The organism is Microbacterium sp. NPDC077644, from assembly GCF_040702785.1.
Taxonomy (GTDB): domain Bacteria; phylum Actinomycetota; class Actinomycetes; order Actinomycetales; family Microbacteriaceae; genus Microbacterium.
Genome location: NZ_JBFBME010000002.1, coordinates 432,532 through 447,308 on the forward strand (window position 1 = coordinate 432,532; position 14,777 = coordinate 447,308).

A 14,777-nucleotide genomic window follows, 5' to 3' on the forward strand; every position below is an offset into this window, starting at 1 on the left:
GGCTATTCCGGCAGCGGCTGGTCGCGGTACAGCGCCTCGAACGTGTCGAGGGTGCGGTTGATGTCGTGCACGGTCACGCCGTCGAGGGATGCCTGCTGCATCCGCTCGTACTCCGCGGGCTCGGCCGTGAAGACATCGGTCAGCCGCGCCGCGAGCTCGTCAGCGTTCCCGGGTTCGAACAGGTACCCGTTCTCGCCGTGGTGGACCAGGTGCGGCAGGGCGACGGCATCCGCCGCGACGATCGGGAGCCCGGATGCCATCGCCTCCATCGTCGCGATGGACTGCAGCTCGGCGATCGAGGCGATCACGAACAGGCTCGCGCGGGTGAGGAGCGCGCGCAGCTCCTCGTCGGTGGTGCGACCGTGGAAGGTGACGCGATCCGAGAGGCCGAGTTCGCCGGTGAGGCGTTCGAGGCTCTTGCGCTGATCGCCGCCGCCGACGATGTCGAACTGCACGTCGAGGGCCGGATCGAGCTTGGTCATGGCGTCGAGGATGACCTCGACCTGCTTCTCGGCGGTGAGGCGGCCCACGAAGACCATCCGGTGCTTCTCGCGGGGCCCCTTGACCGCGGTGTACTGGGTGCGGTCGATGCCGCAGCTGACCGGGATGACGTCATTCACCTCGACCGTGCGCTCGAGGAAGTCGGCGGCGCGGCGGGTCGGCGTCGTGATCGCGCGGGTCAGATCGAACGTGCGCTTGGCGTCGGCCCAGGCGAGCTTCAGCACGATGTCGTCGATGAACTTCGGCATCGTGGTGTGGTCGAGGATGTTCTCGGCCATCACGTGGTTGGTGGCGATGACCGGGATGCCGCGCTGATGCGCGATGCGCGACAGGCCGCGGCCGATCACGATGTGCGACTGGATGTGCACGACGTCGGGCTTCACACGGTCGAGCACCTTGCGCGCGTAGTGCTTGGAGCGCCACGGCCACACGAAGCGCAGCCAGTCGTGCGGCGCCCAGCGGACGGACGGCAGACGGTGCAGCGTCATCGGCTCGCCCTCGATGACCTCGGTGGCAGGGGCCGTGCGACGGTACTTCTGGTTCGGGGCGACGACGTGCACGTCGTGCCCTCGCTGCACGAGGCCGGCAGCCAGGCGCTCAGCGAACCGTGCGGCCCCGTTGATGTCGGGAGCGAAGGTGTCGCAGCCGATGAGGATCTTCAGCGGGGCGTCAGGGGAGGTCACGAATATGCAGCCTTCGGTTACGCGGGAGCCCGGATCAGGGCGCTGGCCACTCTACCCGAGGGGTCTGAGGAGCCCCGGCTCCCCCGCCGGGCCGCCCACAGCCGGCGCGGGTACCGTGTGAGCATGCGCCTCACCAGCTCCGCAGACCCGCAGCTCTGGATCCCCGTCACCGACTCGTTCGGCTGGAAGGGACGACGCCACCGCAAGGCCGCGATCAGGATGCTGATGGGCCAGGCCCTGCAGCGCGGACCCGCCTCGGACGGGCAGAGCCCTCTCCCCCGCGCCGCGGGGGCGGGAGCATGGCTGATCAGCCAGTTCGCGCCGGCGATGATGAAGCGGGCGGATGGCCGTGTGCTCGTCTGGACGTGGAAGGCCGACCCCGAGCTCGTCGTGGCGATGGCGAACACGCAGGAGCTCACGAATGACGTGCGCCGAGCCCGCGCCATGATGCCGATCGAGTACGACGACACCGAGACCTTCCCCACGGCGCTCGGCGCCGGCGAGAAGCTCGTCATGTCGTTCCCGACGCAGCCCGGTCAGCCGCCGTTCGCGACGTATACGTGGGATACGGGCAGCCACCTGATCACGCTCACGGCCGTCGGTGGGGATCGCGAGCGGTTCGGGACCCTCATCCCCGCCCTCGACGACCTCGCGCGCAGCATCCGGATCGCCGACGACCTCACCGGCGGGGAGTCCCCCGACGTCCTGCGACTCCCACCCGCCTGAGCCTCGCCTCTGCACTGCATCGGATGCTGCTGCAGCGGACTGACGCCACGGCCCCGCCGGGGCATCCGCGGTGCCATGATGTTCGCATGAGCACCGGAGCGCTCCGCCCGCCATCCCGCGCAGAGCTGATCCAGCGGGGCCGCGACGCGCGAAAGACCATGCCGCGTCGCGACCTCGCGGTGCTCGCGAGCGGAGCGCGCGACCCGCTCGGCATCCTCGCCGAGCAGGACGCCGGGCGCATCCCCGACCTCGTCCCGCTGCGCGCCGAGCGCATGGCCGCGAGCCCCTTCGCGTTCTTCCGGGGCACGGCGGCGCTCATGGCGGCCGACCTCGCGGATGCTCCGCACTCGGGCATCCTCGTCGCCTCCTGCGGCGACGCGCACGTGTCGAACTTCGGGTTCTACGCCTCGGCGCAGCGCGACCTCATGTTCGACCTGAACGACTTCGACGAGGCCGCCTGGGCACCCTGGGAGTGGGACCTCAAACGACTCACCGCGAGCATCGTCGTCGGCGGGCGGGCGTCGGGACGTGCCGACGAGGTCGTCGAGCAGGCCGTTCGCGCAGCGGTCGCCGGCTACGCCCGCGGCATCCGACGCAACACGAAGCTGAGCCCGACGCAGAGGTACTTCACGCGCTTCGACGTCGAACAGGCGCGCAAACTGCTCGATCCCGATGCGCGACGCGCCATCCGCAAGGCGGTCGAACAGGCGCAGCGACGCACGGGCGAGCGGGCCGTGCGCAGGCTCACCGAGACGGATGCCGACGGCAGGCGCCGTTTCGTCCATCAGGCGCCGACGACGACATCGGTTGAGCCCGAGATCGAAGCGAACGTGCACGCGCTGGTGAGCGAGTACCGTCGCACGGCGTCGGCCGACATCGCGCTGCTCATGGAGCACTACGCCGTCACCGACGTCGCACGCCGGGTCGTCGGCGTCGGCAGCGTCGGCACGCGCTGCTACCTGGTGCTGCTGCAGGACGGCGACGACAACACGATCCTCATGCAGCCCAAGCAGGCGTCGCAGAGCGTGCTCGTGCAGTACGGCCGAATGGCGCAGCCGCCGCAGGTGGCCGACCTGATCGAGCAGTCCGGCGAGGGTGCGCGGGTGGTGTCGATGCAGCGGATCCTGCAGGCGCTGTCCGATCCGTTCCTCGGCCACGTGCGGGGCCCGCGCGCCGACTACTACGTGCGGCAGTTCCACGACATGAAGGGCGGTATCGAGGTCGAGGAGCTCGATGACGGGCCGTTCATCACCTATGCGGCGGCCTGCGCGGCGACACTCGCCCGCGCGCACAGTCAGTCCGTGACGGCCACCACGGTCGCGGGCTACCTCGGAGACGGCGCCGTCGTCGCCGATGCGCTCCTGACCTGGAGCCTCGCATACGCCGATGTCTCGGCGGCGGACCACCGCGCATTCTCTGCGCCCCTCGTCGCCCCGCTCGTCTGAGCGACTGCACCGACCGACTCCGTAGACTCGCCGGATGACGTTCTCACGCGTCGGAGAGGAGCCCGCGAGCCGGTGAGATCACGGATCACGTTCGGCGTGCTTCGCCTTCTCACGGCCGCGGTGTGCCTGACGGCGCTCGTGCATCGCCTCCTGTGGGGGCTGAGCTCGCAGACCATCGCAGGCCAGAACTTCTTCGCGTACCTGACCGTCGAATCGAACATCGCACTCGTGGCGGTTCTGGTGTTCGGGGGCATCTTCGCGCTGCGCCGTCCGGAGGATCCGCGCTGGTTCAGCGTCGCGCTCGCTCTCGTGCTGACATGGACCATCACCGCGGGCCTGGCGTTCGCACTCATCGTCTGGCAGGCAGGGCTGCGCGGCATCCGCGTCGACGTTCCGTGGTCCGACCAGGTGCTGCATTTCTGGCTGCCCGCGTTCACCGCGCTGGCGTGGACGCTGACCCCGGGTCACCGCTCTGTGCCGTGGTGGATCGTCCCCGGCTGCCTCGTGTTCCCGCTCGCCTGGGGCGGGGTGACCATGCTGCGCGGGCCTGTCATCGGCTGGTATCCGTACTACTTCCTCGATCCGCGTCAGATCAGCGGTCCTGCGGAGTTCCTGCTCACGAGCGGGCTCGCGCTCGTGATCTTCGCGGTCGTGGCGGCCGTCCTCGCCCTGATCAGTCGGATCAGTCCGGCGAAGTCCGACGCCGTGCGCGAGCGGCGCGGCTCCGGTCGCCGACGTGCCCGGGGTCGGCTCAACCCGCAGTCGAAGGAAGGAACGGCGCCAGCGACGTGAGCGCCGCGACCAGCGCGCCCTGATCGTCGAGCTCGGCGAACTCCTCGGCCGCGGAGCCGCCGACGACCCCGACGAGGATGCCGTCGCCGGTGAGCGGCTGCAGGTTGAGCCAGGTCTGCACGGGCTGGTCGTCGCCTGCGGAGTGCCAGATCGCGGCCTCGGTGTCCCAGAGCGGCTCGTCGTAGCGGAGCCAGATCGTCTCGATGTGCCCCACGCCGAGGGCGTTGATGGCACCGCGGTGCGCGAACGGGAGCGGCGGAGAGAACTCGATGCGCTCGTTCTGGAGAACCCCCAGCGGAACAGTGACGACCACGCGGTCGAACGACGTCGCCTCCCCCGTTCCCAGTCGCAGGCTCACGCCCGCGTCGTCGTAGGCGACGCGGGTCACCGGAGACGAGAGCGCGAGCTGCGCGCCGGCGAGCAGTTCGCGGATGTGCGCGTCGAAGTCGCCGACGATGGCCCGCCGTGCCGCGGTCGGCAGGGCGGGCGGGAACCATGCCGACAGTGCGTCCGCATCCGCTCCGGCCGTCGTCGCGAGGTAGGCGAGCAGGGCCGCGATGGCAGGGTCCTGCAGGTCGGTGCCGTTCTCGGCGAGGGCTTCGGCGAGCGCGATGTCCGTGGGCAGCGCCTGCGCGGCTCCGATGGCATCCGACAGCGGCTGGACGCTGACCGCGTCGACATCGCCGTCGGGAAGATGCCAGAGAGCGGATGCCAGATCCGCGGTCTCGGGCAGGCCCTCCTCCTCGCGGGCGGGGGCCTGGCCGTCGGCGAGCGCCGGCAGCAGCCAGCCGCCGAGCTGGACGGGAACCGCCCAGTCGCCGTCGACCCGGGACGGCGTGCGTCCGCCGACGCGATCGCGGGCTTCGAGCACGGTGATCTCGAGGTCGGCTTCGGCCAGTTCGGAGGCCACGGTCGCTCCGGCGAGGCCGGCTCCGATCACGGCGATCCGCTCTCCGGGGGCAGCGATCGCCCGGACGCGCACGGCGGCGCTCTCGCCGGAGTGGATCGCGCCGCGGATCGTCGCCGGGTTCTCGGCATCCGTCGCCTCACCCGCGAAGAAGACCCGCTGCTCGATCGGTTCGGCCAGGCGTTCGCGCGCCTCGGGCTGCACGCCGATGCGCGTGTAACTGACGGCGCCGCGCGAGAACGGGTCGCTCGCCCAGGAGCTGCGGAAGCTCGCGGCCGGAGCAGGGACGGCGGTCGTCGGCAGCGGGGACGGTGTGCGCGTCGTCGTGGGCGTCGGCGTCGGGGCGGGCTCCGGGAAGCACGACACGAGCAGCACGCTGAGGGCGCCGACTCCGGCGCCGACCAGCATTTCGCGACGCGTCATCCTCACCCGCGTCAGACTACCTGCTCGCGTCGATGTGCTCCGTGCGCTGCGGACGCGAGACGGAGTTTGCAGCACGAGACCCGTGCCACCTGCATCCTTCTCATGCGACAAACCCCGTCTCGCCGCTCAACCCCGCGCGTACTCGGCCAGCACGACCCCCGACTCGAACGGGGTCACGGACGTCGGGCGGAACGTCTCGGGTGCATACGAGCTGCGAGCGAAGAGCGGGATGCCGTCGCCGAACACGACCGGATTCCGCTTGAGCGCGAGGCGGTCGATCTCGTCGCGCAGCACCGCGGCGAGCGCACCCCCTCCGCACAACCAGATGCCCTTTCCCTCCTCGGTCTTGAGCTCGCGCACGACCTCGACAGGGTCGCGATCGGTGAACGTGACCGCCTCGGATCCCTCGGGAGCGGTGTGTCCGCGCGTGAAGACGATCTGCCGCAGGTGCTGGTACGGGCTCGGCAGCTGCGGCAGACCGACCGCGTAGGTGTTCCAGCCCATGAGGACAGTGTCGAACGGGCCATCATCCACGGGGATGCCGACGGCTTCGGCGAGCGCTGTCGGCACGGTTCCCCGGTATTTCTCGCCGATCGCCGCCATGTGGTCGCCTTCGACGAGGAAACGGTCGAACTCGCCGTCGGGCCCGGCGATGTAGCCGTCGATGCTGACGGCCGCGTAATAGGTGAGTTCTCGCATCATCTTCCAATCACGACAGGTGCAGTGATTGGAAGACTACAACAGATGCAGTGGTTGCGCTAGGGTCGAAGTATGGCCAAGAACGAGGCGCGGCGGAACCTGCTCGCGGACGCCGGCATCGCCGTGCTCGCCGCCGAGGGCTCGCGCGGCCTGACTCATCGCGCGATCGACGCTGCGGCGGGAGTGCCGATCGGCACGACATCCAACTACTTCCGCAGCCGCGAGAAGCTCATCTCAGGGATCTTCGAACGGATCGGAACGCGGCTCGCGCCCACCGACGAGGACCTCGCCGCTCGGGCATCCGCTCCCCCGTCGCGGGAGCTGTTCGCCGACTACGTCCGCGACATCGTCCGGCGGCTTCTCGGGCAGCGCGAGGTGACGCTCGCACTGCTCGAACTCCGGCTCGAGGCGGCGCGGCATCCTGAACTCGCGGCATCCCTCAGCGCCTGGCAGCGCGAGGGCTTCGACGCGGACGTCGCGTTCAACGAAGGGGCCGGGCTCCCGGGCAGCCGCCGAGAGATCGCCCTGTTCCACTACGCGATCGACGGGCTGATCCTCGATCGGCTGACGCGACCGATCGACCCTGACACGACGACGGATGAGATCGTGGATGCGCTGGTGGCGGGTCTGCTGCCGTAGCCCTCCCACGCGCGTGAGACAGGCCTTGCAGCACGAGACAGGCCCTGCCACGACCTGTTCGGCGCGGCAGGGCCTGTCTCAGCAGGGGGCGACCTCAGATGGCGACGTCGCCGATGAGGTTGACCTTGATGCCCATGCCGTCGAACATCGCAGCCTTGGCGATCAGGGCCTTGTCGGCGGTCTCGGCGTCCGGGGCGTAGACGAGCTGCGCGTGGTTCGCCTTGTGGCGGGCCATGAACTGGTCGCGCGAGACGCCGTGCAGCACGACGTGCGCGATCGGCCACTCCGGGTTGGTGGCGTCGTGACGGCGCTGGGTCTCCTCCGCCGGCAGCTCGACCACGGACGCGCGGAAGATGTCGGCCTGCAGGATGCCGTCGGCGATGAAGACGCGCGAGAGCACGACCTCGCCCGGCTTGGAGACACCGTTGATCGTGGCGCCGCCGGCCGGGAAGAACACGTGCCCCTGGCGCCAGCCCTCAGCCTTGTCCCAGCCGCCCAGGTGCGATGCGGGCACGGAGCCGGAGATCTCGTAGGCCCACACGAACCGGCCGTCGTAGTCCTCGCCCCAGCGCACGTCGTGCAGGGTGTTGTCGGGCACGAGACCCATCGCGCGCCAGACGCGATCGGTGACGAGCGCGTCGACCGCGACGCCCTCATCCGCCTCGTTGAAGTGCGGGAACGCGCGGCCCTCGTGCAGGATGCGCGAGCCGTCGCGCGAGGTCACCGGAGGGCGCTCGGTGGAGTTCAGGATGCCCTCGGCGAGGTCGGATGCCGGGACGAGATCCTTGAGCCCCTGCTGGTACTGGATGCCCACGGCGTCCAGACCGAAGTCGTCGGCGATGCGCAGGGCTGCGATGTACATCTTCATCTGCCACTGCACCTGCTCGCGGGTGAGCTCGGTGGTGCCGTCCTCGCCGTACTTGAACGTCATGCCTGCGTCGACGAGCCAGTCGTAGGCGGCGTCGGCCTCGTCCTCGGTGACGTTCAGCATCTCGGCGTAGAGGGCCGACTGCGAGAGCCGCTCCTTGTAGATGCCGGTGTGGTTGAGCAGCTCGTCGTCGAAGATCGCGTTGTACATGCCCATGCAGCCCTCGTCGAAGACGCCGATGATGGCCTTCTCGTCGCGCAGCTGGGCGGCGAGCGCCTCGCCGAGCTCCTTCTCGGGAGAGTCCGGAAGCGCCGGCAGTTCGCGCACGTGCGAGTAGTCGTGCGTGATGGTTCCGGACTCGGTCCACTCCTTGATGCCGTCCGTGAACCAGTCGTCCGTGAAATCGACCGACCAGGTCGTCGAGTACGGCTTGTCCATCTTCGTCAACCCGGCGTTGAGGCCTAGGAGTCCGACGAGGCCGGGCCAGTCGCCGGCGAAGTTGGCGACCGTGAGGATCGGGCCCTCGTGGGTGCGGAGCCCTGCGAGCACGTGATGCGAGTACTGCCAGTTCGCGATCGCGACGATGAGGGGGGCATCCGCGGGGATGTTCTTGAAGACCTCGAGACCCATGCGCTGGCTCGAGATGAAGCCGTGGCCAGTCTCGGGATCGACGTCGAAGGCGCGGACGACGCTCCAGCCGAGGTTCTCGAACACGCGTGCGACGCCGGCCTCGAGGGCTTGCTGCGTCGGCCAGCCGCCGACGTTCGCCGACTCGCGAAGGTCGCCGGACGTGATGAGATACGCGGTCTTCGGGGTGGATGCCGGGCGGGTCGCCGGGGTGGGAAGGGTGTAGGTCATGGTTCCTCCGTGGGGGTCAGGCGCGCTGCTGCGCGGCCAGTTCGTGGACGACGTCCTTCGACGACTTGTACAGCCGCACGTAGCGGTCGAAGAGAGCGTCGTAAAAGTCGGCGAGGTCGGGTTCGGGGGTGATGGTGTCGGCGATCGGGTTCCAGTCGGTGATGACGGGCGCCTTGCCGTCTGGGGCGACGGCGGATGCCGCGAGGAACGCCGCGCCGTAGCTGGCGCCGATCGTGGTCGCCGGGACCTCCTGGACGAGACCGGTGACGTCGGAGACGACCTGCATCCACAGCCGCCCCTGCGTGCCGCCGCCGACCGCGACGATCCGGCGGATGTCCGCACCGGCGGCGTGCATCGTCTCGACGTTGTGGCGCACGCCGAGCGCCGTCGCCTCGAGGGCGGCGCGGTAGAGGTCGCCGCGCGTGTGCTGCAGGGTGAGCCCGGCGATGACGCCGCGGGCATCCGGATCTTGGATGGGCGTGCGCTCGCCGGCGAAGTACGGCAGCATGAGCAGGCCGCCAGCCCCGGGACCGGCTGCCTCGGCCTCGGCGAGCAGCTGCGGGTAGTCGGCGTCGGTGAGATCCTTCAGCCAGGCCGTGAGCGCGCCCGACGTCGACAGCCCGCCCGCGAGGTTGCGAGTGCCGGGGAAAGCACCCGCGGTCGTCCACATCGACGGGGTGCGGAGCGTCTCCTTCCCCGTGGCGACGAGGAACATGGTCGTGCCGTACATCAGCATGAGATCGCCGACCTCGTGCGCGCCGACACTGACGGCCTCGGTCCACGCGTCGATCGTCCCCGTGATCACCGGGGTTCCGGGCGGGATGCCGGTGAGTGCAGCGGCGGCGTCGGTGACGGCGCCGGCGATCTCGCCCGCCCAGGTGAGGCGGGGCTGCTCGATGGTGCCGGCGTATCGCTGCCACCACGGGTCGTACCAGGCGTCGTTCTCGATGTCGTAAAGGGGTGAGGTCTGGCTCGCCGACTGGTGGTCGAGCACATATGCACCGGTCAGGTGGCGCGCGAGCCATGACGCCGGCATGAAGAAGCGCGCGGCTCTGGCGAAGGCTTCCGGCTCTTCGTCGGCGACCCAGGCGATCTTCGCGCCACCGGCCTGCGAGGTGAGGGCCGATCCGCCGACGCGGGTGATCTCATCGAGGCCGAGCTCGTCGTTCATCCGCGCGATCTGCGCACCGGATCGCGTGTCGACGCCGTAGAGGATCGCCGGGCGCACCGGCTCGTCGTCTTCGTCGGCAAGGAGCACGCAGGGTCCCATGCCGCTCACCCCGACGGCGGTGATCTCTGCGTCGGCGGCGCTGGCGAGCAGTCCGGCGGCGATCGAGACGAATTCGTCCCACCAGATGCGGGCGTCCATCTCGACCCAGCCGGTGTGCGGCCGGTCGACCTCGTGCGCACGGGTGGCGGACGCCACGATCCGGCCGTCCTCGGTGACGAGAACGCCCTTCGTGCTCGACGTGCCGACGTCGACGCCCAGCGTGCATCGCATGGCGTTCCTCCTGGGTCTTGTCCTCTTCGTCACCGTACGTTCGCCACTGTACGCGAAATCGATTTCATGCCGCAACCGGATGCGGCTGTGACGGATGGCCGAGCAGTCAGCGCGGGATGCGCGCGGACTGCACTTCGCTGCGCAGCATCGCCGTGCGCGGCGGCTGCACATCGCCCCGAATGCGGTCGAGCAGCATATTCGCCGCCGTCACGCCCATGTGGCGGGCATTGAGGCGCACGACCGTCACCGCGCTCGGCGACAGCGTCGTGAACGGCAGGGAGCCGATCACCGCGACGCCGACGGATGGCGGGGTCAGATCGTGTTCGGTGAGCACCTGGATCGCCCCGATGCCGATGAGGTTGTTGCCGGCGACGACCGCGTCCGGAGGCTCGGGCAGGGCGAGCAGCTCCTCCATCGCCTGCCGTCCACCGTCCACCCCGAACGTTGAGAACCGCTGCAGCTCGGCATCCGGCTCACGGCCGGCAGCGGCAAGGGCATCCCGCCACCCGCCGGCCCGCTCGGCCGCCGTATCGATGTGCGCGGGGCCGCCGATGTAGGCGATGCGCCGGTAGCCGGCCCGGATCAGGTCGTCCGTGGCCGATGCTCCCGCGGCACGGTTCGCCATCACCACCCCGTCGATGTCGTACCGGGTGCCGCGGTCGACAGCCACGACCGGCCTGCCGGTCGCGAGGATCGGCGCGAGATCAGACTGCTCGGATGCTGTCGCGATGATGACGCCCGACATGTGCTCCGAGATCGCGATCTGCAGGTACGTCGCCTCTTTCTCGAGCTGCGCATCGGAGTTGCACAGCACGACCGAGTACCCTGCCTCGGAGGCCACGTCCTCCACCCCTCGAGCCATCTCCGTGAAATACGGATTCTCGATGTCGGGGATCACCAATCCGATGACCTCCGAGCTCTGCCGGCGCAGCGTGCGCGCGGCGCGGTTCGGGGTGAACTGCAGTTCTGCGGCGGCCTTACGCACGGCATCCGTCTTCTCCTGCGAGACGCTGGTGCCGTTGAAGACGCGCGAAACGGTCGCGGCAGACACCCGCGCGCGCGCGGCGACGTCGTGGATCGTGGCCATGAAACCTCACTGTAACCGATTTCAACGACGTCGCCGGGGGTGGCGGCTATCTTCGCGCGTACCTTCGCGCGATCGTCGACAGCGCGACGGCGAGCACAAGGATGCCGCCCTTGAAGACGTACTGCCAGAACGTCGGAGTGCCCAGCAGCGCGAGTCCGTTGAAACCGACGCTCACCACGAGCACGCCGACAAGCGTGCCGAGGATGTGGAACTCACCGTCGCGCAGAGTGGCGGAGCCGAGGAACACCGCGGCGAACGAATCCATGAGGTAGCCGTCGGCGGCACTGACCGTGCCGCTTCCGAGGATCGATGCGAGCAGCACACCCGTGAGCGCTGCGCACACGCCGGCGATCACGAAGGCGGTGATCTTCGCCCTGTCCACCCGGATGCCCGCGAGACGTGCGGCCTTCGGGTTCGCCCCCACCGCCTGGATCCGCTGCCCCGTCGCGGTGCGATTGAGCACGACCCACAGCACCGCGACGACGATGAGCATGAACCAGATCGGATTCTGGATGCCGAGGAAGCGGGCGAGCGTGATCCAGGTGAATTCCTCGGGCAGCTGCGTGATCGGAGACCCGGCCGTGTACCCGAAGGCGAGGCCCGTGAGGATCGTGCCCACCCCGAGTGTCGCCACGACCGCGTTCACACGGGCTTTCGTGACAAGCAGCCCGTTCGCGGCACCGATTCCTCCGCCTATCATCATCGTCACGACCACCGCGACTACGATCGGAAGGCCCTGATTGGCGATGATCCCGGTGACGAGCACGCCTGCAAGACTCGCCGCATAGCCGACGCTGAGGTCGAACTCGCCGACGACGAGCACCATCGTCAGGCCGCACGCGATGATGGCCGTCAGCGCCGACTGGTTCACGATGCTCAACAGGTTGTTGGGCGTGAAGAACGCACCGTTGGGCACGGCGAACGCGAAGATCGCGATCATGATCGCCATCGCGATGAGCGTGCCGTACTTCGACACGATCAGCAGTGCGGTGTTGCCCACGCGTCCGCGGGGTCGGATCGCCTCGGCGCTCCCCGGCGGGATCGCCGTACTCGGGTCCATGGTGGACGCGTTCATTCCCATTCCTTTCCGTCATGGCGCTCGAAGCTGAGCCCCAGGATGCGGTCTTCCTTGATCTCGCGTCCGCGCAGTGCTCCTGTGATGCGGCCCTCGGCCATGACCACCACGCGGTCGCACAGCGCGACCAGTTCTTCGTTGTCCGACGAGATCGTCAGCACCGCCGTGCCGGCGGCTGCGAGCTCACGGATCACCCGGTGCACCTCGGCGCGCGCGCCGACATCGACACCGCGCGACGGCTCGTCGAGGATGAGCAGCCGTGGCGGGTCGACGAGCCACCGTGCGATCGCGACCTTCTGCTGATTCCCGCCGGACAGTGAGCCGACGGGATCTGCCACGTCGCGCGCTTTCACCGTGACGGCCGAGGCCAGCTCACGCGCGCGCTTGCGCCCCTCACGCAGCCGCAGCAGCGGCAGAATCCGCGAAAGACGCAGCGAGCCGAACGCGGACACGTTGATGTTGAAGTCGATCGAGCGTTCGAGGAACAGCCCCTCGCTGCGGCGCTCCTCCGGTACGAGGCCGATTCCGGCCCGCACGGAGTCGGCGGGTTCGCGGAACTCGACCGCGCGCCCATCGAGGGTGATCGTCCCTGCGGTGCGCTTGTGCGCCCCGTAGATGAGCGCGGCGAGCTCGGTGCGCCCGGCGCCGACGAGACCTCCGATCCCCAATACCTCACCCGCATGCACGGTGAGCGACACGCCGTGCACGCGCCGCCCATCGTGTACGTCGTCGACCACCAGCACCGCCCGGCCGTGCTCGGCGGGCTCGCGGCCCTCGACGGCGATCTCCATGTCGCGCCCGACGATCGCTCGAACGAGCTCCGCCTTGTGCACCTTCTCGGCGACGCGTCGCTCCACGACCTCGCCGTCGCGGAACACCGTGACGTCCTCGCACAGGTCGCTGACCTCATCCAGGCGATGCGAGACGAAGATCACGGCTGTGCCCGACGAAGCGAGCTCTCGGATGATCGTGTGCAGCCGCCCTGCCTCTTCGGACGACAGCGAGGCGGTGGGCTCGTCCATCGCGATCAGCCGCGCGTCGCGCATGAGCGCCCGCCCGATCAGTACCAGCCACTGGTCGGCGGGGCTGAGGTCGTCGACGTTCGTGTTGAGGCCGAAGTGCATCCCCAGCCGTTTCGCCACCTCGCGCGCCCGGACGCGAGCCGGACGCCAGTCGATGACGCCCAGGCGGGTAGGCGGGTTCTGGCCGAGCATCATGTTGCGCAGCACGCTCCACCCGGGGATGAGGCTCATCTCCTGATGGATGAACGCCATTCCCAGTTCGGTGGCGTCACCGGGCGCCGCGATCTCGCGCACCTCGCCGTCGATGACGATCTCGCCCTCATCAGGATACTCGATCCCCGCCAGGCACTTGATGAGCGTGGACTTGCCCGCGCCGTTCGCGCCGACGAGCCCGTGCACGACGCCCCGGCGGATCTCGAAATCCACCGCGCGCAGCGCATGCACGCCCCCGAAGTTCTTGCTGATCCCCCGGACCGCGACGAGCACATCCGTGTCGCCGGGTCGGGAGGTCGTGGTGTGCTCCCGCGGAGGAAACGTGCTCCGCATCAGTCCAGCGCCTCGGGGTGCTCGTCGAGGAACGAGTCGATGGTGTCGGCGGTGACGAGGATGCCGGGAACGTCGGCGGTGCGCGAGGCGAAGTCGCCCGATTCGATGGCCGCGAGCGTCTCCTGGAACATCTTCGCGCCCTCGGCGCGAGCGTCCTCGAAGACGGTGGCGGTGAGCTCGCCGTCCTGGACGGCCTTGATCGCCGTGCTCGAGCCGTTGATGCCGTAGGTGAGCACGTCGGTGCGGCCCTGCTGCTTGATCGATGAGATCGCGCCGAGGGTCGGGTCCTCCCAGCATCCCCAGACGGCGAGGTTGCCGCTGTTCGCGGGGTTCGCCGCGAGCCAGGCGTTGGCGTAACGCGCGCCGTCCTGCAGGAATCCGGGAATGTTGACCTCATTCTTCGTGATGTTCACATCCGGCGCCTGCTCGGCCATCATCTCGTCGAAGAGCGCTTCGCGGTCGCGGCAGACCTGACCGGTGCGGTACGTCAGCGCCAGCACCTCGCCCTCGCCGTCGAGCGCATCGATGAGCGCCTGAGTAGCGGGCTCCGCGAACGGAGCGCCGTCACCGGCGACGACCACGATGCCGTCACCGGGGCCGCCGCCCCAGGTCGCGACCGGGATGTTCGCCTGCGAGGCGGCGTTCAGACCTGCGCCGAGGGAAGTGGCGGGGAACACGAGATTGAAGATCATCCCGGCGTCCTTGTTGACGAAGTTCTGGATCGCCGTGTTCGCCTGATCGGCGTTGCCCGCGGCGTCGACGACCTGCACGGTCCAACCGGCTGCTTCGGCCGCCTCGGTGGCGCCCTCGATCACTCGGGCGTTGTTCGCGTCGGTCGCACTGATGGTGACGATCCCCAGCAACGTGCTCTCACTGGCCTGAGTGCTGCCGGTGTCGGCCGGTGCACTCTCGGGCACGCTGCAGCCGGATGCGGCGATGGTCGCGGCGCAGAGGACCGCGGCTGCGAGAACCACTCTGTTCTTCCACATGGTGTTCATCCTTTTT

At 69.2% G+C, this 14,777-nt stretch carries 13 protein-coding genes; 4 read left to right on the forward strand and 9 right to left on the reverse strand.

All coding sequences use genetic code 11. The annotated features are described in order from the left end of the window. Positions 1–2: 2 nt before the first annotated feature. Positions 3–1,184 (reverse strand): glycosyltransferase, encoded by a 1,182-nt coding sequence (locus AB0269_RS08995; protein WP_366210869.1) that lies wholly within the window; start codon positions 1,182–1,184, stop codon positions 3–5. A gap of 123 nt (positions 1,185–1,307) precedes the next feature. Between AB0269_RS08995 and AB0269_RS09000 the strand changes: the two genes are divergently transcribed. The 3 genes from AB0269_RS09000 (at position 1,308) to AB0269_RS09010 (ending at position 4,147) form a co-directional block, all read left to right on the forward strand. Beyond that, a complete protein-coding gene (locus AB0269_RS09000) occupies positions 1,308–1,910 on the forward strand; it encodes a hypothetical protein (protein WP_366210870.1) in 603 nt (200 codons plus the stop codon). An 86-nt stretch (positions 1,911–1,996) separates the two neighbouring features. Beyond that, positions 1,997–3,355: a DUF2252 domain-containing protein gene (locus AB0269_RS09005; RefSeq protein ID WP_366210871.1), complete on the forward strand. Its 1,359-nt coding sequence runs from the start codon at positions 1,997–1,999 to the stop codon at positions 3,353–3,355. Positions 3,356–3,427: 72 nt separating this feature from the next. Next, positions 3,428–4,147: a Pr6Pr family membrane protein gene (locus AB0269_RS09010; RefSeq protein ID WP_366210872.1), complete on the forward strand. Its 720-nt coding sequence runs from the start codon at positions 3,428–3,430 to the stop codon at positions 4,145–4,147. On the opposite strand, the gene AB0269_RS09015 is transcribed toward AB0269_RS09010, so the two are convergent. Then, positions 4,107–5,477 (reverse strand): FAD-dependent oxidoreductase, encoded by a 1,371-nt coding sequence (locus tag AB0269_RS09015; protein WP_366210873.1) that lies wholly within the window; start codon positions 5,475–5,477, stop codon positions 4,107–4,109. The two genes, AB0269_RS09010 and AB0269_RS09015, sit on opposite strands and share 41 nt — an antisense overlap. Before the next feature lie 126 nt (positions 5,478–5,603). After that, positions 5,604–6,179, reverse strand: a complete 576-nt coding sequence (locus AB0269_RS09020) for a dihydrofolate reductase family protein (RefSeq protein ID WP_366210874.1) — start codon at positions 6,177–6,179, stop codon at positions 5,604–5,606. Between the two features lie 69 nt (positions 6,180–6,248). On the opposite strand from AB0269_RS09020, the gene AB0269_RS09025 reads away from it, so the two are divergent. Beyond that, a complete protein-coding gene (locus AB0269_RS09025) occupies positions 6,249–6,815 on the forward strand; it encodes a TetR/AcrR family transcriptional regulator (protein WP_366210875.1) in 567 nt (188 codons plus the stop codon). A gap of 94 nt (positions 6,816–6,909) precedes the next feature. On the opposite strand, the gene AB0269_RS09030 is transcribed toward AB0269_RS09025, so the two are convergent. The 6 genes from AB0269_RS09030 to AB0269_RS09055 form a co-directional block, all read right to left on the reverse strand. Further along, positions 6,910–8,541, reverse strand: coding sequence for a fucose isomerase (locus tag AB0269_RS09030; RefSeq protein WP_366210876.1), 1,632 nt, complete (start codon positions 8,539–8,541; stop codon positions 6,910–6,912). A 16-nt stretch (positions 8,542–8,557) separates the two neighbouring features. Further along, entirely contained in the window at positions 8,558–10,042 is a 1,485-nt protein-coding gene (locus AB0269_RS09035) for an FGGY family carbohydrate kinase (protein WP_366210877.1), read from the reverse strand. 106 nt (positions 10,043–10,148) lie between these two features. Further along, entirely contained in the window at positions 10,149–11,129 is a 981-nt protein-coding gene (locus AB0269_RS09040) for a LacI family DNA-binding transcriptional regulator (protein WP_366210878.1), read from the reverse strand. Between the two features lie 46 nt (positions 11,130–11,175). After that, positions 11,176–12,204, reverse strand: coding sequence for an ABC transporter permease (locus tag AB0269_RS09045; RefSeq protein WP_366210879.1), 1,029 nt, complete (start codon positions 12,202–12,204; stop codon positions 11,176–11,178). After that, positions 12,201–13,772 (reverse strand): sugar ABC transporter ATP-binding protein, encoded by a 1,572-nt coding sequence (locus AB0269_RS09050; protein WP_366210880.1) that lies wholly within the window; start codon positions 13,770–13,772, stop codon positions 12,201–12,203. Before AB0269_RS09050 ends, AB0269_RS09045 begins: the two co-directional genes overlap by 4 nt. Further along, on the reverse strand, positions 13,772–14,761 hold the full coding sequence (locus AB0269_RS09055) for a sugar ABC transporter substrate-binding protein (RefSeq protein ID WP_366210881.1): 990 nt from the start codon (positions 14,759–14,761) through the stop codon (positions 13,772–13,774). Before AB0269_RS09055 ends, AB0269_RS09050 begins: the two co-directional genes overlap by 1 nt. Positions 14,762–14,777 lie beyond the last annotated feature (16 nt).

Coding starts and splice junctions, on each gene's coding strand:
- AB0269_RS09025 (WP_366210875.1), top strand. CDS start 6,249: ATGGCCAAGAACGAGGCGCGGCGGAACCTGCTCGCGGACGCCGGCATC.
- AB0269_RS09040 (WP_366210878.1), bottom strand. CDS start 11,129: ATGGCCACGATCCACGACGTCGCCGCGCGCGCGCGGGTGTCTGCCGCG.
- AB0269_RS09050 (WP_366210880.1), bottom strand. CDS start 13,772: ATGCGGAGCACGTTTCCTCCGCGGGAGCACACCACGACCTCCCGACCC.
- AB0269_RS09005 (WP_366210871.1), top strand. CDS start 1,997: ATGAGCACCGGAGCGCTCCGCCCGCCATCCCGCGCAGAGCTGATCCAG.
- AB0269_RS09015 (WP_366210873.1), bottom strand. CDS start 5,477: ATGACGCGTCGCGAAATGCTGGTCGGCGCCGGAGTCGGCGCCCTCAGC.
- AB0269_RS09055 (WP_366210881.1), bottom strand. CDS start 14,761: ATGTGGAAGAACAGAGTGGTTCTCGCAGCCGCGGTCCTCTGCGCCGCG.
- AB0269_RS09030 (WP_366210876.1), bottom strand. CDS start 8,541: ATGACCTACACCCTTCCCACCCCGGCGACCCGCCCGGCATCCACCCCG.
- AB0269_RS09035 (WP_366210877.1), bottom strand. CDS start 10,042: ATGCGATGCACGCTGGGCGTCGACGTCGGCACGTCGAGCACGAAGGGC.
- AB0269_RS09045 (WP_366210879.1), bottom strand. CDS start 12,204: ATGAACGCGTCCACCATGGACCCGAGTACGGCGATCCCGCCGGGGAGC.
- AB0269_RS09020 (WP_366210874.1), bottom strand. CDS start 6,179: ATGATGCGAGAACTCACCTATTACGCGGCCGTCAGCATCGACGGCTAC.
- AB0269_RS09000 (WP_366210870.1), top strand. CDS start 1,308: ATGCGCCTCACCAGCTCCGCAGACCCGCAGCTCTGGATCCCCGTCACC.